Raw genomic sequence first — 19,211 nt, 5'->3', positions numbered from 1 at the left:
ATAAAACCGGCGAAGTCACCTTCGCCGGTTTTTAAATTATTCGCCTATCAGCTCGCGGATGCGTTCACCATATTGCTTGGCAAAGGTGACATGCTCCGGGTTGATCTGTTTCACTTCATCGACAAGCTGATCTTCTTCTTCCGCATCTGCCGCTGCAAGCCCGCTCATCATCGCAAAATAAGCCAGCAGATAATCGCGCGGCGCAATATTCTCCGCTTGCATCACCTCGACAACCTGGGGGCGGGACTCGATGCTTTTGACCATCGAATCCATCGAAGGCCGGGCATCCTGACCTTCTTCTGCTGTGGGCGAAAGCTGCATTTCTTCAAGCTTGTTGTGGATTTTTTCCATGCGTGACAGAAGGTCTTCGCTCAGCTTGAAATTGTTGATTTCTGCCGGCGTTTCGAGCGGTGTGGCAATTGCCAGAATATCTTCGGCAAAAGCCGGTTTTACGGATTGCGGCAGGATCGCAAGCGAGAGACCCAAAAGGGCTGCGGTCTGGAAGCGTTTCGCATTCTTGAAGCTTTTCATCGTGAAAATCTTTGTCATGATAGAATCCTAGAATAAATCTTTGCGCTTACGGATTTCCGCAAAAACTGCTTCATCACTTGCGTTTTGCATATTGAGCCGCGTACGAATTCGCGCATCGTGCCAGCGCAGAAACGGATTGGTTGCCATTTCAAGTGTGATGCTGGTGGGAAGCGTCATCTTATCAGCCGCACGCAGCCGTGCAATCTCGGTGGCACGTTCTTTCAGCGCCGAATTATCGGGGTCTATGGTGAGGGCAAAACGCGCATTGCTCTGGGTATATTCATGACCGCAATAGACTTGTGTATCACCGGGCAGGGCTACAAGCTTTTGCAATGACTGGAACATTGTGCCGGCTGTGCCCTCGAACAATCTTCCGCAGCCCAGTGCGAAAAGCGTGTCTCCTGTGAAGACGACTTTTGCTTCCGGCAGATAGAAGGAAACCTCGCCTGCTGTATGGCCGGGGGTTGAAATCACCTTGACCTTGAAAAGCCCGAAAGTGAATTCGTCACCATCCTGCACGGTGCGGTCGAGTGTTGGAATTTTGTGGGCTTCTGCCTTGGGGCCAATGATGCTGACGCCGAATTTGGCTTTGAGTGCCGCATTGCCCTCAACATGGTCAAGGTGATGGTGGGTGGTGAAGATGAAATCCAGCGTCCAGCCACGGCGCCTGAGTGCGTTTTCAATAGCCTTTGCATCGGGTGCATCGATTGCTGCCGTCAGATCGCTTTCCGGGTCATGAATGAGAACGCCATAATTATCGCTGCGGCAGATGAATTGTTCAATATCCAGTCTTTTGCCGATTGGGGACATGGCGCTCTCCTATCAAGTTTTTAGTCTGTCTTTGATTCTAACTTTGATTCTGGCAGGGTATGTTTCTGGATAAGCGGCATTTGTAAAAGTGTGAAGACAATGGTGATCGGCATAATGCCCCAGACCTTGAAGGAAACCCAGGCATCGGTTGAAAAATTGCGCCACACCACTTCATTGACCACGGCGAGAAAAATGAAGAACAGACCCCAGCGGTAGGTCAGTTTGCGCCAGCCGTCTGCATCGAGTTTGAAGGCCGAGTCAAACACATAGCCGAGCAGGGATTTTCCGAATAAAAGCCCACCCAGCAGAATTGCGCCAAACAGCGTGTTGACGATTGTCGGCTTCATCTTGATGAAGGTATCATTGTGCAGCCAGAGCGTGAGCGTACCAAAGACCAGCACCACAATACCGGAAATAAGCGGCATCATAGGCAGGGTGCGCGTCATTGACCATGAAACAGCAAGGGCGATGACGGTCGCAACCATGAAAAGCGCAGTCGCCAGAAAGATCGGTTTGTCGATCTGTGCCAGCACAGGAAAGCGCTCAATCAGGCTTTCACCACGTGCATTGGCAAAGAAGAACACCAGAAGCGGCCCAAGTTCCAGCGCAAGCTTGAGCAGCGGCGGCACTTCCTTGCGTTGGATTTCAGTTTTTTGTGAGGGATCGCGTTCGAAAACGGGATGCTCCATCAGGCAACTCCTGCGATGGCGCGGGCAAAATCCTTGGCCGCAAATGGTTCAAGATCGTCGACACCTTCGCCGACGCCGATGAAATAGATCGGTAGTTTGTGTTTGGCCGAAATCGCAACCAGAATACCGCCGCGTGCCGTGCCATCCAGTTTGGTCATGACAAGGCCATTGACGCCAGCGATATTCTTGAAAATTTCAACCTGATTGAGCGCGTTCTGCCCGGTGGTCGCATCCAGTGTCTGAAGAACCGTGTGCGGTGCTTCCGGGTCATGTTTGCCCAAGACCCGGACGATCTTGGCAAGTTCGTCCATCAGCTCGGCCTTGTTTTGCAAACGACCTGCCGTGTCTATGATCAACACATCGCTGCCCGCATCTTTCGCCTGTTTCCATGCATCATATGCGAGACCGGCCGCATCAGCGCCAAGCTTGCTTGACACAACAGGTGATCCGGTACGTTCGCCCCAGATATGCAGCTGCTCAATGGCTGCGGCACGGAATGTATCGCCTGCCGCAAGCATCACCTTGAGGCCACCGGCGGTCAGCTTTGCCGCAAGCTTGCCGATTGTCGTTGTCTTGCCGGTGCCGTTGACGCCAACCACCAGAATGACATGGGGCTTATGCGAGAGATCAAGCTCTAACGGCTTGGCAACCGGGCCAAGCACTTTTTCAATTTCCGCACCCATGATGTTGCGGACTTCTTCGCCCGTGACATCCTTGCCGTAACGCTCTGATGACAGGGCATCAGTTACCCGCATGGCGGTTTCAAGCCCGAGATCGGCCTGAATGAGCACGTCTTCGAGATCCTGCAACGTATCTTCATCCAGCTTGCGCTTGGTGAAAATGCCGCTGATGGAATCACTCAATGAATTCGATGAACGCAGCAGACCGCGGCGCAGCCGCTCGAACCATGAAAGCTTTGGTTCAGGTGCGGCTTCGACCTCCACTTCTTCCTGATGTTCTTCAACGGCTTTTGCGACCTTGACCTTTTTGGGTTTGACTGGCTCAGGAGCAGGTGCAATTGCCGGGGTTTCAGCAGGCTCTGTTTCAATCGCCGGTGTTTCCACCACGACCGGTTCCATTACCGGGGGATGTTCAATTGGAATTTCGATTTCAGCCACCGGATGTTCCGGTTCAGCCATGGCTTCTTCAACCGGATCAGGCTCTGGAGCAACCACAGCTACTTCCGGTTCGGCAATGGTTGCTTCGGCAGCAGGAATTTCAGCTTGTTCAGGCGTTTCGACGGTTTCCGGAAGTGCTGCTTCGACAGTATCGGGAACCGGTTGTTCGACCGGCTTTTCCTCGACCTCCTTCTTGCCGAAGGAGAACATTTTCTTGATGAAACCCATTGCCATGAATTTTGATGCCTTGTCTAAGCCGCTTTGTACTCTGCCTGACGGGTGAGAAGTTTTTCACCGTCATGCCCCGTCACAATTCGTTCGATAATTTCGCCGGGATTGCCCTGATCCACTGCGGCGAGCGTAAAGCCTTCCGTACGGGCAATGCCTTCCTTCTCGATCAACAGGCGCTGGTGAGTGCCATTGAGAGAAGTGAGGTGTTTTTCATAAGCCCGGTCGCCCACGGCGCGTAAGCGTGCTGCGCGATCTTTGACGATTTCGCGCCTGACTTGCGGCATACGCGCCGCCGGTGTGCCTTCGCGTGCGCTATAGGGGAAGACATGCAGATGCGTAAGCCCGCATTCCTCGACGATCTTCATCGAATTTGCGAACATTTCTTCTGTTTCGGTCGGGAAACCGGCAATGATATCGGCACCAAAGACGATATCCGGGCGAAGAGCGCGTACATCCTCGCAGAAGCGGATGGAATCATCACGCAGATGACGACGCTTCATGCGTTTGAGGATCATGTCATCGCCTGCCTGAAGCGACAGATGCAAATGCGGCATCAGGCGCTTTTCATTGGCGATTGCCTCCATCAGGTCTTCGTCGGCCTCGATGGAATCAATGGATGACAGGCGCAGGCGCTGCAAATCCGGCACTTGACCAAGAACAGTTTTCACCAGCTTGCCAAGGCGTAAGCTTCCCGGAAGGTCAGGACCGTAAGAGGTCATGTCCACGCCGGTCAGCACCACTTCCGCGTAACCATTATCGACGAGGCGTTTGACCTGATCGACCACACCGCCCATTGGCACCGAGCGCGAATTGCCGCGTCCATAGGGAATGATGCAGAAAGTGCAGCGGTGATCGCAGCCATTCTGCACCTGCACGAATGCGCGTGCACGGCCTTCAATCGCATCAACCATATGGCTTGCGGTTTCGCGCACTTCCATAATGTCGTTGACGCGGACCTTTTCGAACTGGTTCACACCGAAATCGGGCAACATGCGGTAGGAGTTGGATTTCAGCTTTTCCTCATTACCCAAAATAAGGTCAACTTCGTCCATGGCCTCGAATTTGGCCGATTCCGTTTGTGCAGCGCAGCCCGTCACAATGATACGCGCTTGCGGGTTGTCGCGTCGCGCTTTGCGGATTGCCTGACGCGCCTGACGCACGGCCTCTGCTGTCACCGCACAGGTGTTGAAGATGATCGCGCCGTCCTTCAACGCGCCAAGACCGGCATTATCCGCTTCGCGCTTCATCACCTCGGATTCATAGGTGTTGAGGCGGCATCCGAAAGTTACGACTTCCACAGCCATCAGGCAGCTCCCCGGCTCGTCTTTGGGGCGTTCTCCCATATGCCATTTGCAGGATCGAATGTGCCGTTGAATTCCCACTCGGCAGGGCCGGTCATCATGACATGATCATCTTCGCGCCATTCAATCGTGAGCGGGCCGCCGGGCACTTGAACGGTGACGTTGCGTTGCGTGCGGCCCGTGCGTGCGCCTGAAACAGCGGCAGCGCAGGCGGCAGAGCCACAGGCACGGGTCAAGCCTGCACCGCGTTCCCATGTGCGCAGATTGATGCTTTCGGGCGATGTGACCTGAGCAATGGAAATATTGGCGCGTTCAGGGAAGATTGGATCATGTTCGAGCACAGGTCCATATTGATCGAGCGCATAGGACCAGACATCGTTTTCAACCCAGAAAATCGCATGCGGATTGCCCATGGATGCAATCGACGGCGATTGCAGAACGGGCGCATCGGCAGGGCCGGCAAAAAGATCAATGGCGCGTGTGTCTGCGACTTCATGGGCAAGAGGGATTTCCTGCCAGCCGAAATGCGGTTTGCCCATATCAACAGTGATCAGCCCGTCTTCATGCTTATAGGCGCTCACGATGCCTGCCAATGTCTGGAAGGTGTAATCCTGTTTTCCGCTTTCATTGGAAAGCCACTGCACAACACAGCGCGTACCATTGCCGCAAGCCTGTGCCTGTGTGCCATCGCAATTGATGATCTCGATATAATGATCGGTGCCGGGCGTCTTTGGATCATGGATCGCCATGATCTGGTCAAATGAGGTGGCCTCGTCACCAGCCAGACGGATTGCAGCAGCCGGCGCGATATGATCGCTGCGTCCGCGCATATCGGCAACAATGATCTTGTTGCCCAGTCCGTTCATTTTGGCGAAGATAGCCTTGCTCATTGCTGGTTCGTGGTCCTGTTGGTTTGGCCGTTTATGCGCGAAAGGCACTATATGGCGGAAAAGCCTGTAAATTGCCAGTACCGAGACAATATTGCCGGCATTAGTCTCCTGTTGCCATTATAATGAATTTCAGTTTCTTCAAAAACTGTGGCCTTCCTGCGCCATTTCAAAATTTTCTAAGCTTTTTCAAGTCCCTTCGGCTCAATTTGCATAAATTCACGGTAGCTTATGGTTGATTTTTTAACCATATCGCCATTTTATCGGTGCAATATTGTTTCAGGTCGAGCTTTCAAACTTGATGGTGCGAGGGCGCTCCCCAGTATATCAAGCCCCAGAATATCAAGCCCCCGAATATGCCAGAACTTATGGCGAGATTGGAGAACCAGATGGGAATTTCAAAAGCGAGTTTGCTCAGCATCGCTGCGGCGGGTGCAATACTAGCCGGTTGCCAGAGCTCCCGGGTTGGTGGCTTTGACAATAATGTATCGCCGCCTCGTCCTGCGCCGCTGCGTTCAGCCCCTGTACATTCCGTACAGTCTGGTAATCTGAATGCTCCGACATCGTTCCCGACAGCGCCGACAACAGATACATCTGTGCCTGAGACCGGGACACAGGTTGCAAGCCTTCCACCTGAATCTGCACCTGATCTGACACCAGGTGCGGTGGCTGGTGTCTGGAATGCTTCGCTTTCCGGCCAGCAGTGCAAGATCGCAACGCCGCAGACCAAATATGGTCAGGGCTATCGCGCTGGTCCATTGCGCTGCCCGGGTGAACTGGGAAGCCTCGCTTCATGGGCGGTCAATGGCAAGCAGCTTTCGCTATACGATGCCAATGGCGGTACGGTTGCAACGCTTTATTCATCCGGTCAGGGCCGTTTTGATGGCCAGACCACAAGCGGTCAGTCCGTTTCGCTGTCGCGCTGATAAAGAAATTACGTTAAAGACCGGCGAGGCAGTCATTAAGACTGTTTCGCCATTTTTTTAAAAAAGCGCTTGGCCAAAGTGCATAACAAAAGTCATTACGGAAGCAATCATGTCCATCAACGGTAATCTGAAGGCGTTCCCATCGGTTCGCGAGCATTATGATGCCTTGGTCAGGGTAGGGGAGGTTGATTCTGATCCCGCGCAGCTTGAGCTGACTGCACGTTATGACCGCTTGATCGAAGAAATCTGCACCAAGCGACTATCGCGTAAATCGAGCGCTCTTGGTTGGCTTTTCGGCAAGCGCAAGGAAATTGCCATTGTCAAAGGGCTTTATGTTCACGGCGAGGTTGGCCGCGGCAAAACCATGCTGATGGATATGTTCTTTGAGCTTTTGCCGGTCGAGCGCAAACGCCGGGCGCATTTTAATGATTTCATGGCTGATGCACATGAGCGTATCAATGCGCATCGTCAGGCCTTGAAACGCGGTGAAACCAAGCAGGAAGACCCGATCCCGCCGGTTGCGGAAGCTCTGGCAGAACAGGCATGGGTGCTGTGCTTTGATGAATTTACGGTCACTGATATTGCGGATGCGATGATCCTGTCGCGCCTGTTCAGCGCATTGTTTGAACGCGGCGTGGTGCTGATTGCAACGTCTAACGTTGCGCCTGACAATCTGTATCGCGATGGGTTGAACCGCCAGCTGTTCCTGCCATTTGTTGATATTCTCAAAAAACATGTCGATGTGATCAATCTCGATTCGCGTACTGATTACCGTCTGGAAAAGCTTGATCGTCAGCCGGTTTATCTCACACCTCTTGGTTCCGAGACGGCCAAGCGTATGGATGCGGCCTGGAGTGCCCATAAAAACGGTGCAGAAGAACAGCCCGATATCATCCATATAAAGGGTCGCGATATTCCGGTGCAGCAGGCCGTGCCGGGTGCTGCGCGTTTCACCTTTGAGGAGCTGTGCTCACAGCCGCTTGCTGCAAGCGATTACATGGCTATCGTTTCACGCTACCAGACATTGTTCATTGATAATGTGCCGGTGCTTGACCAGTCGCGTCGCAATGAGGCCAAGCGCTTTATCCTGCTGATTGATGTGCTCTATGATCATCATGCGCGGCTTTTTGTTTCCGCTGAAGCTCAGCCGGAAAAGCTCTATCAGACAAGCCAGGGCGTGGAAGCTTTCGAGTTTGATCGTACTGCGTCACGCCTGTTTGAAATGCAGAGCGCTGAATATCTTGATGCATTTTCTGAAAAAGCAGCACAGTAGAGCGCGTTTTGATCTTATTGAATCAGATCGGCGCTCTAATCATTTGTTTTAACGCGCATCTTTGTCCGACAACCGGTTCCCACTTTTCGGGATGTGCTCTAAAGTGAGGGGTGTATTGCCCCTTTACCATCATCGAACTGCCACAGACTCGACTTATAGTATTTGTGAGTTATGTTGCCTTGATATGGCCTGGGTCAATGCAAATCTCTTCAGTGGAATTGTACTCACCAGCAAAATCATTTGCGGACGCGCTGTCTCGTTTCAAAGGGAATGAAACAGTCGGACGAAGAGACTCAATTGCCCCAATTTTGCCAAAATAGTTTACCTTTACGTAAGAACATATAAATCTAACCGATTGAAAACATTGGTCGCAAAATAATGAGTTGAGTTTTTCTGCAAAGAGTCCTATCGAACCCTCGCAGCGCAGACGCGTTTTCCGGGAGGAAACCGGATAGCTTCATGCGTTTCTGGATCAAACTTGAGGAAAGAAACAACATGGCACGCAACAAGATTGCCCTCATCGGTTCCGGCATGATCGGCGGTACGCTCGCTCATCTTGCTGGTCTGAAGGAACTCGGCGACGTCGTCCTTTTCGACATTGCGGAAGGCACTCCGCAGGGTAAGGGACTGGATATTGCAGAATCTTCACCGGTTGACGGTTTTGATGCGAAGTTCACCGGTGCAAACGACTATGCCGCAATTGAAGGCGCAGACGTTGTCATCGTCACCGCAGGCGTGCCGCGCAAGCCGGGCATGAGCCGCGATGATCTTCTGGGTATCAACCTGAAGGTGATGGAACAGGTAGGCGCAGGTATTGCGAAATATGCGCCTGAAGCTTTCGTTATCTGCATCACCAACCCGCTCGATGCGATGGTCTGGGCCTTGCAGAAATTCTCCGGTCTGCCGGCACACAAGGTTGTCGGCATGGCTGGCGTTTTGGACAGCGCCCGTTTCCGTTACTTCCTGTCGGAAGAATTCAATGTGTCGGTTGAAGACGTCACTGCATTTGTGCTTGGCGGTCATGGCGATTCAATGGTTCCACTGGCTCGTTATTCGACCGTTGCCGGTATCCCGCTGCCAGACCTCGTCAAGATGGGCTGGACCACACAGGAAAAGCTCGACAAGATCATTCAGCGCACCCGTGATGGCGGCGCAGAAATCGTCGGCCTGCTCAAGACCGGTTCGGCTTTCTACGCGCCTGCTTCTTCGGCAATCGCTATGGCTGAATCCTATCTCAAGGACAAGAAGCGCGTTCTGCCTGTGGCAGCACAGCTAACCGGTCAGTATGGCGTCAAAGACATGTATGTCGGCGTTCCAACCGTGATTGGTGCCAATGGCGTTGAACGTATTATCGAGATTGATCTCAATAAGGACGAAAAAGCTGAGTTTGAAAAGTCGGTCGCATCTGTTGCCGGTCTTTGTGAAGCTTGTGTCGGTATTGCTCCGTCACTGAAATAAGTTCCAGACAAGGCCGGGTCGCTCTTATGGGGGATCCGGCCTTTTCCGGCTGTCAATATGTACCGGCCCCGCTGAAAGGGTCGGGAATCCGCAGAGGACAACCAGATGAATATTCATGAATATCAGGCCAAGCGCCTGCTCCACACTTATGGCGCACCGATCGCCAATGGTGTGGCTGTTTATTCCGTCGAACAGGCGGAAGAATGGGCAAAGACGCTTCCGGGCCCGCTTTATGTCGTCAAGAGCCAGATCCATGCTGGTGGACGCGGCAAGGGCAAGTTCAAGGAACTTGGTTCAGATGCCAAGGGCGGCGTGCGCCTGGCAAAGTCTGTCGATGAAGTGGTTGCCCATGCGAAAGAAATGCTCGGCAACACACTCGTGACCAAGCAGACCGGCGAAGCTGGCAAGCAGGTCAACCGTCTTTACATCGAAGATGGTGCAGATATTGAGCGCGAGCTTTATCTCTCGATCCTCATCGACCGCACTGTTGGCCGTCCTGCTTTCGTCGTTTCGACCGAAGGCGGCATGGACATTGAAGCTGTTGCTGAAGAAACCCCGGAAAAGATCATCACCGTTGCCATCGATCCTGCTAAGGGTGTGACCGATGAAGACGCAAACAAGCTTGCCGATGCGCTGGAGCTTAAAGATGCTGCGCGTGAAGACGGTCTCAAGCTGTTTCCGATCCTCTACAAGGCCTTCTCCGAGAAGGATATGAGCCTTCTGGAAATCAATCCGCTGATCGTCATGACCGATGGCCGCGTGCGCGTTCTCGATGCCAAGGTATCGTTCGACGGCAATGCATTGTTCCGTCATCCTGACATTGTTGAGCTGCGCGATCTGTCGGAAGAAGACGAAAAGGAAATCGAAGCTTCCAAGCACGATCTCGCTTATGTCGCTCTTGATGGCAATATCGGCTGCATGGTCAATGGCGCAGGCCTTGCCATGGCAACCATGGACATCATCAAGCTCTATGGTGCGGAGCCTGCCAACTTCCTCGACGTTGGTGGCGGTGCGACCAAGGAGAAGGTAACGTCTGCGTTCAAGATCATCACTGCTGATCCGGCTGTTCAGGGCATTCTGGTCAACATCTTCGGTGGCATCATGAAGTGTGACGTGATCGCTGAAGGCGTTATCGCTGCGGTCAAGGAAGTCGGCCTCAAGGTTCCTCTGGTTGTCCGTCTTGAAGGCACCAATGTGGAACTTGGCAAGAAGATCATCAACGAGTCGGGCCTGAATGTTATTTCGGCTGACGATCTCGACGATGCGGCGCAGAAAATCGTCGCTGCAGTGAAGGGGAATTAAGGCATGTCCATTCTCGTTAACAAGGACACCAAGGTTCTCGTACAGGGCCTGACCGGCAAGACCGGTACTTTCCACACCGAACAGGCGCTCAGCTATTACGGCACGCAGATGGTCGGCGGTATCCATCCGAAAAAGGGTGGCGAAACCTGGGAAGGTTCAAAGGGCGAAAAGCTGCCCATTTTTGCAACCGTTGCCGAAGCCAAGGAACGCACAGGTGCTGACGCTTCCGTGATCTATGTTCCACCGGCAGGGGCTGCGGATGCCATCATCGAAGCGATTGAAGCGGAAGTCGGCTTCATCGTCTGCATCACCGAAGGCATTCCGGTCATGGATATGGTTCGCGTGAAGGAGCGTCTGGAACGCTCGAAGTCGCGCCTGCTTGGACCAAACTGCCCCGGCATCCTGACCCCTGAAGAATGCAAGATCGGCATTATGCCGGGCAATATCTTCAAGAAGGGTTCGGTGGGTGTTGTATCGCGCTCCGGGACACTTACCTATGAAGCAGTGTTCCAGACCTCGAACGAAGGCCTCGGCCAGACGACTGCTGTCGGTATCGGCGGCGATCCGGTCAAGGGCACCGAGTTTATTGATGTGCTGGAAATGTTCCTGGCTGATGATGAAACCAAGTCGATTGTCATGATCGGTGAAATTGGTGGCTCTGCGGAAGAAGATGCAGCGCAGTTCATCAAGGATGAAGCCAAGCGTGGTCGCTCAAAGCCAATGGTTGGCTTTATTGCTGGCCGTACGGCTCCTGCAGGACGCACCATGGGCCATGCAGGCGCCGTGATCTCGGGCGGCAAGGGCGGCGCAGAAGACAAGATTGCAGCCATGGAATCGGCTGGCATTCGTGTGTCTCCTTCGCCAGCACAGCTTGGCAAGACGCTGGTCGAAGTCCTCAAGGGCTGAGATCGCATTGCCGATTGAAATATCCCGGCAGGAGCGAAAGCTGCTGCCGGGTTTAATACAGATACCGGAGACGGCCGGTTTAAGGGCTGGTTTAAGAGCCGGTTTAAGGGAATGTAAGGCTTTAGCCATCATTCTTCCGCAGGAATTGAGTTCGCGATCGAGTTATGCCGGGGTCTGTTGTGGTTCCTCCCCGGCGGCGTGAGGGATGAAGGTCAAAAGCTTCCGGCCCGCGCATGATGAGCTACTACAAGGAGACGGAGCGGAGGCTCCGGATTAGGTTATGGCAAGCCAAGAACAAGCCGCGAATCGGGCCAATGACGTTTTCGCCCTTACCTCGTTTCTCTATGGCGGCAATGCCGACTATATTGAAGAGCTCTATGCCAGATACGAGGATGATCCCAATTCGGTTGATGCTGAATGGCGCGAGTTCTTCGCGCAGCTCAAAGATGAGGCCGATGATGTGCGTAAAAACGCACAGGGTGCAAGCTGGACCCCAAAGAACTGGCCAATTCAGCCCAATGGCGAGTTGATTGCAGCACTCGACGGCAATTGGACTGAAGTCGAAAAACATGTCACCGACAAGCTCAAGGGCAAGGCTGCAAAGGGTGATGTGAAAGCCTCTGCTCCTGCACTGACATCGGAAGAGATTGCACAGGCTGCACGCGACAGCGTTCGCGCCATCATGATGATCCGCGCCTATCGTATGCGTGGCCATCTGCATGCCAATCTCGATCCGCTTGGTCTTGCTGAAAAGCCAAATGATTTCAGCGAACTTGATCCGGCAACCTATGGTTTCACACCTGCCGATTATGATCGCAAGATTTTCATCGACAATGTGCTTGGTCTTGAATATGCGACCGTTCCGCAGATGCTTGAAATTCTCAAGCGCACCTATTGCGGCAATATCGGCGTCGAGTTCATGCATATTTCCGATCCGGTCGAAAAGGCCTGGATTCAGGAACGTATAGAGGGACCGGACAAGGCCTATGCTTTCACTGCTGAAGGCAAGAAGGCTATTTTGTCGAAACTGATCGAAGCTGAAGGTTTTGAGCAGTTTATCGATGTGAAATACAAGGGCACCAAGCGTTTTGGTCTTGATGGCGGTGAATCACTGATCCCGGCGCTGGAACAGATCGTCAAGCGCGGCGGTCAGATGGGCCTCAAGGAAGTCGTGCTCGGCATGGCGCATCGTGGCCGTCTGAACGTGCTTAGCCAGGTGATGGGCAAGCCGCACCGCGCAATTTTCCACGAGTTCAAGGGCGGCTCCTATGCGCCGGACGATGTGGAAGGTTCGGGCGACGTGAAGTACCATCTTGGTGCATCGTCAGACCGCGAGTTTGACGGCAACAAGGTTCACCTTTCGCTGACTGCCAACCCGTCACATCTTGAAATCGTCAATCCGGTTGTCATGGGCAAGGCACGCGCCAAGCAGGATCTGCTTGTTGGCCGTACCCGCGATGATCTGGTGCCACTGAGCGAACGTGTAAAAGTTCTGCCGCTGCTGCTGCATGGTGATGCTGCTTTTGCCGGTCAGGGTGTGGTTGCCGAGTGCCTTGGTCTTTCAGGCCTGAAGGGGCACCGCGTTGCCGGTACGTTGCATTTCATCATCAATAACCAGATCGGTTTCACCACCAATCCGGCTTTCTCGCGTTCGTCGCCTTATCCGTCGGATGTGGCGAAGATGATTGAAGCACCGATCTTCCACGTCAATGGTGATGACCCGGAAGCCGTTGTTTTTGCAGCCAAGGTTGCGATGGAATTCCGCATGATCTTCCATAAGCCAGTTGTGGTGGACATGTTCTGTTATCGCCGCTTCGGCCATAATGAAGGTGATGAACCGTCATTCACGCAGCCGTTGATGTACAAGGAAATCCGTGCGCACAAGACCACTGTGCAGCTTTATAGCGACAAGCTGATCGCAGAAGGTTTGCTCGCACAGGCTGACATCGACAAGATGAAGGCTGACTGGCGCGAAAAACTTGAGCAGGAATTTGAAGCAGGCCAGAGCTACAAGCCAAACAAGGCTGACTGGTTTGATGGTGCATGGAGTGGTTTGCGCACAGCAGACAATGCCGACGAACAGCGTCGCGGCAAGACCGGCGTTCCGATCAAGACATTGAAAGAAATCGGCAAGAAGCTTGTTGAAGTGCCGAAGGATTTCAATGTTCACCGCACGATCCAGCGCTTCCTTGATAATCGCGCCAAGATGATCGAGACGGGCGAAGGTATTGACTGGGCAACAGCTGAATCGCTGGCATTTGGTTCGCTGGTTTCTGAAGGCAGCCCGATCCGCCTGTCCGGTCAGGACGTGGAACGCGGCACCTTCTCGCAGCGCCATACGGTTCTTTATGATCAGGAAAACCAGAGCCGCTATATCCCGCTGAACAATATCCAGAAGGGACAGGCGATCTACGAAGCCATCAATTCGATGCTTTCGGAAGAAGCTGTGCTTGGTTACGAATATGGCTATTCGCTGTCTGATCCGCGTGCGCTGGTTTTGTGGGAAGCGCAATTCGGTGACTTCGCCAATGGTGCACAGGTCGTGTTCGATCAGTTCATCTCGTCGGGTGAACGCAAGTGGCTGCGTATGTCGGGTCTCGTCTGCCTTCTGCCGCATGGCTATGAAGGTCAGGGACCGGAGCATTCTTCAGCTCGTCTTGAGCGCTGGTTGCAGATGTGTGCGGAAGATAATATGCAGGTTGCCAATGTTACGACGCCGGCTAACTACTTCCACATTCTGCGCCGTCAGATGAAGCGTGACTTCCGCAAGCCATTGATCATGATGACGCCAAAATCGCTGCTGCGCCATAAGCGTGCTGTATCGAGCCTTAACGAATTGTCGGGCGATTCTTCGTTCCACCGTCTGCTTTGGGACGATGCACAATATAATAAGGGTGATGGCATCAAGCTTCAGAAGGATGGCAAGATCCGTCGCGTTGTTCTGTGTTCGGGCAAGGTCTATTACGATCTTTACGAAGAGCGTGAAAAGCGTGGCATTGATGATGTCTATCTTCTGCGCATCGAACAGCTTTATCCATTCCCGGCAAAGGCGCTTATCAATGAGCTGTCGCGCTTCCGTCAGGCGGAAATCGTCTGGTGTCAGGAAGAGCCTAAAAACATGGGTGCGTGGTCGTTCGTCGATCCGTATCTGGAATGGGTTCTTGCGCATATTGACGCCAAGCATCAGCGTGTTCGCTATACCGGTCGTCCGGCAGCAGCATCGCCTGCAACGGGTCTGATGTCGAAGCATCTTGCGCAGCTTGCGGCTTTCCTTGAAGATGCACTCGGGAACTAATTAACTTTCAAGCTGGAGCGGTTTGGAAAAATCGCTCCATTCTGAATTGAACATAAATCTAAAGATCGAAGATCACGGAAGAAGAAGCCATGGCCACCGAAATTCGCGTTCCCACGCTTGGGGAGTCCGTTACAGAGGCAACCATCGGAAAGTGGTTCAAGAAGGTTGGCGATACAATCGTTGCCGACGAACCGCTGGTGGAACTGGAAACCGACAAGGTGACAATTGAAGTTCCGGCAGCAGCAGCCGGCGTTCTCGCTGAAATCGTGGCGCAGGAAGGCGACACGGTTGAAGTGAACGCATTGCTCGGCCAGATTTCCGGTGCGGGTTCTGCTCCTGCTCCTAAGAAGGAAGAAGCCAAGCCCGCAGCAGCGGCTGCTCCGGCAGCAGCGCCTGTTGCATCCGCATCATCGGGCCCGGCAATGCAGCCGGCACCGGCAGCATCGAAGCTTCTCACCGAAAAAGGCCTTTCGGCTGATCAGGTTGAAGGTTCGGGCAAGCGCGGTCAGGTTCTCAAGGGCGACGTGCTTGAGGCAATCGCAAAGGGCGTTTCGGCTGCTCCAGCAGCTCAGGCTCCTGTTGCTGCGCGTCCTGCTTCATCGGCTGATGATGCATCACGCGAAGAGCGCGTGAAGATGACCCGTCTGCGTCAGACCATTGCACGCCGTTTGAAAGACGCGCAGAACACTGCCGCAATGCTGACGACTTATAACGAAGTCGACATGTCGGCTGTGATGGAGCTTCGCGCTCGTTACAAGGATATTTTTGAGAAGAAGCACGGCGTCAAGCTTGGCTTCATGGGCTTCTTCACGAAGGCCGTGACCCATGCGCTCAAAGAAATTCCGGCTGTTAATGCCGAGATCGACGGCACTGACATCATCTACAAGAACTTTGCCCATGTCGGCATGGCTGTCGGCACTGACAAGGGGCTTGTTGTTCCTGTTATCCGCGATGCCGATCAGCTTTCGATCGCTGGCGTTGAAAAGGAACTGGGACGTCTTGCGAAAGCTGCACGTGATGGTTCGCTTTCAATGGCTGACATGCAGGGCGGTACTTTCACCATTACCAATGGTGGGGTTTACGGCTCGCTGATGTCTTCGCCGATCCTCAATTCGCCGCAGTCGGGTATTCTTGGCATGCACAAGATCCAGGAACGTCCGGTTGTTGTCGGCGGTCAGATCGTTATCCGTCCGATGATGTATCTGGCTCTGAGCTATGATCACCGCATCGTTGACGGTAAGGAAGCAGTGACCTTCCTCGTTCGCGTCAAGGAAAGCCTGGAAGATCCAGAGCGTCTGGTTCTTGACCTGTAAGGAATAGAGCTATGGAGCCGGGTATTTTTTCTGCGTCGCCTTTTCTCCCGCTGATTGGCTGGAGTGTGGTTCTGCTGGTGGTTCATATTCTCCTGCAGGGTTTTACGGCGACAAAAGAACTCGGCTCTCAATGGAATGCGGGTCCGCGCGATGAAGGCTATAAGCCCTCCGGTCATCTGGCCGGTCGTGCGGAACGCGCTTCCAACAATTTCCGCGAAACCTATCCTGCCTTTGTTGCGCTTGCGCTGGCACTTGTGTTGACGGGCGATACGGCAGGTTACGGACTTTATGGTGCGTGGATCTGGTTTGTCTGTCGCATCCTCTACATACCGCTTTATCTTTCGGGTATTCCTTATATCCGTTCGTTTGTCTGGATCGGTTCGCTGGTCGGGCTTGCGCTGATGTTTTTCAATCTGGTTTTTTGACGGCTGTCTGCATCGCAGATGCAGGGCGAAGGAAACGTGATGCATCCCTATCTGTTTGAACTTGCATCCCTGATGGCGATTTTTGTCTTTGCCATTGTTTCGCCGGGCGCTGATCTTGCCATGGTTATCCGTCAGGCATTGATGCAGGGGCGTCGTGAGGCAATCATTACCAGCCTTGGCATTGGCGCCGCATTCATGATGCATGTCACCTATACAGTGCTTGGCCTTGGGCTGATTATTTCCCAGTCAATCTACCTGTTCAATATCGTGAAATGGTGCGGCGTGGCCTATCTGGTCTATATCGGCATCAAGGCATTGCGGGCTGGCACGACGAAGATCGATATCGACATGAAGGATCAGGATAAACAGCGCAAACAGAGCGCACTCAAAGCCTTCAGCCTCGGTTTTGCCGCCAATGCGCTTAATCCAAAGGCTGTGTTTTTCTTCCTGTCGATTTTCTCGACGGTTATCAGCTTGCATACACCCATAGAGGTGAAGCTTGGCTATGGCGTTGTGATGGCTACGGCATTGATTTCGTGGTTTGTCGGTGTCAGCCTTTTCATGACGACGCCAAAAATGCGTGCCATATTCTCGCGTGCTTCAAAATGGATAGACAGAGCAAGCGGCGTGGTTTTCATTGCGCTTGGCTTGAAACTTGCCATTGCTAAAGCGCAGTAACCTGCTGGCGGATGATTGAGGAGAACTGACGATGCGTGACTTTAAAAAGCGTTTCAAAGTATTGGCTGCGTCAGCGCTTGCTGTGACAGTTTTCTCAAGTGCAGTTCAGGCCGCCTGCACACAGAACCGTGCAATCTATCGCGATCAGGGCGACGCCTATACGCTCACATTCAATGAGGCGCAGTCCAATGCGCTCCAACTGAGCCCGGCGCCAACCAATGAATTTATCATTACAGCCGATAATAAGCCGGAGTTCAAACTCTCTGGCCTCGTTGTCTGGCCGGAAGAGGGGATTGCGCGCCCCTATGCGATTATCACCTATAATTGCAAAAATGGCGGCACGGACCCGGAGGACCTCGATGATTGCAGCCTCTGGCAAAGCGTTGTCTATGCCCTGAAGGAAGGTGCGGAAGCGGATGTGTTGCCCAAGGCTGACGAGCCTGCGGCACAGGCAATTCTGTTTCCTGATCTGGCCTCAGCGCTGGATGGATATGATTTTGGTGCAGCGAAGCCGGAAAAGCCGCTTCAGTTTGAAACGTTCCGCTTTAAAGCCTGCACACATGAAGAAGAATGACCGGATAATTTCCGGTGGAAAATAATTGATGAGCCGGAACTGGCTCAGACGGAAAAAGGATAGTTCAATGTCTTATGATGTGGTTGTCATCGGTACTGGTCCCGGCGGTTATGTCGCCGCAATCAAGGCGGCCCAGCTTGGCCTTTCGGTCGCTGTTGTGGAAAAGCGCAAAACCTTTGGTGGCACCTGTCTCAATGTCGGCTGCATTCCTTCAAAGGCGCTGCTGCATGCCTCTGAAGTTTTTGCCGAAGCGGGTCATTCTTTCGATGCACTTGGCGTTGAAATCAGCAAGCCGAAGCTCAACCTTGAAAAGATGATGGCGCATAAGGATGTGACTGTTAAGTCGAATACATCGGGCGTTGAGTTCCTGTTCAAGAAAAACAAGATTACTGCTTTCATCGGCACCGGCAAGATTGTTGCCAAGGGCAAGGTTTCCGTAACTGCCGAAGACGGCAAGGTTGAAGAAATCGAAGCGAAGAATATCATTATCGCAACCGGTTCTGATGTTGCTGCTATTCCGGGCGTCAAGGTTGATATTGATGAGAAAGTTATCGTGTCATCGACGGGTGCGCTTTCTTTCGACAAGGTTCCGGCTCATCTGGTTGTTGTTGGCGGTGGTGTGATTGGTCTGGAGCTTGGCTCTGTCTGGTCGCGTCTTGGCGCAAAAGTGACCGTGATCGAATATCTCGACAAGGTGCTTGGAGCAATGGACGGCGAAGTGTCCAAGCAGTTCCAGCGCTTGCTTGAAAAGCAGGGTATTGCCTTCAAGCTTGGTGCGAAAGTAACCGGCGTGGAAAAGTCGGGCAAGGGTGCGAAAGTAACCTTTGAGCCGGTCAAGGGTGGCGATGCTGAAGTGCTTGAAGCCGATGCCGTGCTGATTTCGACAGGCCGCCGTCCTTACACCGATGGACTTGGTTTGGCAGAGGCTGGTGTTAATCTCGATGATCGTGGCCGCGTGGCTATTGATAATCACTGGCGCACCAATGTTGAGGGCATTTATGCCATCGGTGACGTGGTTCAGGGACCGATGCTGGCCCATAAGGCTGAAGATGAAGGCATTGCAGTTGCTGAAATCATCGCCGGTCAGGCAGGGCATGTAAATTTCGACGTCATTCCAAGTGTTGTTTACACGCAGCCGGAAGTCGCATCTGTCGGCAAGACCGAAGAAGAACTCAAAGCCGCAGGCATTGATTACAAGATCGGCAAGTTCCCGTTTACGGCCAATGGTCGCGCACGCGCTATGCAGCACACGGACGGTTTTGTGAAAATCCTTGCTGACAAGGCAACGGATCGCGTTCTGGGTGCACATATTCTTGGCTATAATGCCGGTGAAATGATCCATGAACTGGCTGTTTTGATGGAGTTTGGCGGTTCGTCCGAAGATCTGGCACGCACCTGCCACGCGCATCCAACCATGTCGGAAGCGGTTCGTGAATCGGCTTTGGCAACTTTTGCCAAGCCAATTCATATGTAATTTCGGGTTTCAGCTTTAGA

At 53.1% G+C, this 19,211-nt stretch carries 17 protein-coding genes; 11 read left to right on the top strand and 6 right to left on the bottom strand.

Annotated features, from left to right (window positions below; translation table 11 throughout):
* Nucleotides 1-36: 36 nt before the first annotated feature.
* From FHY56_RS12610 to dapF, 6 genes are read right to left on the bottom strand one after another with little or no spacing between them, the layout of a single operon-like run.
* A complete protein-coding gene (locus tag FHY56_RS12610; protein ID WP_140905599.1) occupies nt 37-531 on the bottom strand; it encodes a hypothetical protein in 495 nt (164 codons plus the stop codon).
* A gap of 27 nt (nt 532-558) precedes the next feature.
* A complete protein-coding gene (gene gloB, locus FHY56_RS12605; protein ID WP_140905555.1) occupies nt 559-1,341 on the bottom strand; it encodes a hydroxyacylglutathione hydrolase in 783 nt (260 codons plus the stop codon).
* A gap of 20 nt (nt 1,342-1,361) precedes the next feature.
* Nucleotides 1,362-2,030: a septation protein A gene (locus FHY56_RS12600; protein WP_140905554.1), complete on the bottom strand. Its 669-nt coding sequence runs from the start codon at nt 2,028-2,030 to the stop codon at nt 1,362-1,364.
* Complete coding sequence (gene ftsY, locus FHY56_RS12595; protein WP_140905553.1) at nt 2,030-3,382, bottom strand: signal recognition particle-docking protein FtsY; 1,353 nt, start codon at nt 3,380-3,382, stop codon at nt 2,030-2,032. Before ftsY ends, FHY56_RS12600 begins: the two co-directional genes overlap by 1 nt.
* 17 nt (nt 3,383-3,399) lie before the next feature.
* On the bottom strand, nt 3,400-4,683 hold the full coding sequence (gene mtaB, locus FHY56_RS12590) for a tRNA (N(6)-L-threonylcarbamoyladenosine(37)-C(2))-methylthiotransferase MtaB (RefSeq protein ID WP_140905552.1): 1,284 nt from the start codon (nt 4,681-4,683) through the stop codon (nt 3,400-3,402).
* Nucleotides 4,683-5,570 carry a diaminopimelate epimerase gene (gene dapF, locus FHY56_RS12585; RefSeq protein WP_140905551.1) on the bottom strand — a complete coding sequence of 296 codons (888 nt, stop codon included), beginning with the start codon at nt 5,568-5,570 and terminating at the stop codon, nt 4,683-4,685. The genes mtaB and dapF overlap by 1 nt, the downstream gene beginning before the upstream one ends.
* Before the next feature lie 386 nt (nt 5,571-5,956).
* Here dapF and FHY56_RS12580 point away from each other — a divergent pair, with 386 nt between their 5' ends.
* The 11 genes from FHY56_RS12580 to lpdA all read left to right on the top strand — a co-directional run bounded on the left by FHY56_RS12580 (nt 5,957) and on the right by lpdA (nt 19,191).
* Nucleotides 5,957-6,493 carry a protease inhibitor Inh/omp19 family protein gene (locus FHY56_RS12580; RefSeq protein WP_140905550.1) on the top strand — a complete coding sequence of 179 codons (537 nt, stop codon included), beginning with the start codon at nt 5,957-5,959 and terminating at the stop codon, nt 6,491-6,493.
* A gap of 109 nt (nt 6,494-6,602) precedes the next feature.
* Entirely contained in the window at nt 6,603-7,766 is a 1,164-nt protein-coding gene (zapE, locus tag FHY56_RS12575; protein ID WP_140905549.1) for a cell division protein ZapE, read from the top strand.
* A 495-nt stretch (nt 7,767-8,261) separates the two neighbouring features.
* Entirely contained in the window at nt 8,262-9,224 is a 963-nt protein-coding gene (gene mdh / locus FHY56_RS12570; protein ID WP_140905548.1) for a malate dehydrogenase, read from the top strand.
* 105 nt (nt 9,225-9,329) lie between these two features.
* On the top strand, nt 9,330-10,526 hold the full coding sequence (sucC, locus tag FHY56_RS12565) for an ADP-forming succinate--CoA ligase subunit beta (RefSeq protein ID WP_140905547.1): 1,197 nt from the start codon (nt 9,330-9,332) through the stop codon (nt 10,524-10,526).
* A 3-nt stretch (nt 10,527-10,529) separates the two neighbouring features.
* Nucleotides 10,530-11,432 (top strand): succinate--CoA ligase subunit alpha, encoded by a 903-nt coding sequence (gene sucD / locus FHY56_RS12560; RefSeq protein WP_140905546.1) that lies wholly within the window; start codon nt 10,530-10,532, stop codon nt 11,430-11,432.
* Nucleotides 11,433-11,712: 280 nt separating this feature from the next.
* Nucleotides 11,713-14,727, top strand: a complete 3,015-nt coding sequence (locus FHY56_RS12555; protein ID WP_140905545.1) for a 2-oxoglutarate dehydrogenase E1 component — start codon at nt 11,713-11,715, stop codon at nt 14,725-14,727.
* Between the two features lie 89 nt (nt 14,728-14,816).
* Nucleotides 14,817-16,040: a 2-oxoglutarate dehydrogenase complex dihydrolipoyllysine-residue succinyltransferase gene (gene odhB, locus FHY56_RS12550; protein WP_140905544.1), complete on the top strand. Its 1,224-nt coding sequence runs from the start codon at nt 14,817-14,819 to the stop codon at nt 16,038-16,040.
* Between the two features lie 11 nt (nt 16,041-16,051).
* Entirely contained in the window at nt 16,052-16,465 is a 414-nt protein-coding gene (locus FHY56_RS12545; RefSeq protein ID WP_140905543.1) for an MAPEG family protein, read from the top strand.
* Nucleotides 16,466-16,504: 39 nt separating this feature from the next.
* Nucleotides 16,505-17,143: a LysE family translocator gene (locus FHY56_RS12540; RefSeq protein WP_140905542.1), complete on the top strand. Its 639-nt coding sequence runs from the start codon at nt 16,505-16,507 to the stop codon at nt 17,141-17,143.
* A gap of 31 nt (nt 17,144-17,174) precedes the next feature.
* Entirely contained in the window at nt 17,175-17,717 is a 543-nt protein-coding gene (locus FHY56_RS12535; protein ID WP_140905541.1) for a hypothetical protein, read from the top strand.
* Nucleotides 17,718-17,784: 67 nt separating this feature from the next.
* Entirely contained in the window at nt 17,785-19,191 is a 1,407-nt protein-coding gene (lpdA, locus tag FHY56_RS12530) for a dihydrolipoyl dehydrogenase (protein ID WP_140905540.1), read from the top strand.
* Nucleotides 19,192-19,211 lie beyond the last annotated feature (20 nt).

The organism is Brucella gallinifaecis (assembly GCF_006476605.1).
GTDB classification, from domain to species: Bacteria; Pseudomonadota; Alphaproteobacteria; order Rhizobiales; family Rhizobiaceae; genus Brucella; species Brucella gallinifaecis.
Note: the sequence above shows the minus strand (reverse complement) of the source record. Positions and strands in the feature narration are given on the sequence as shown.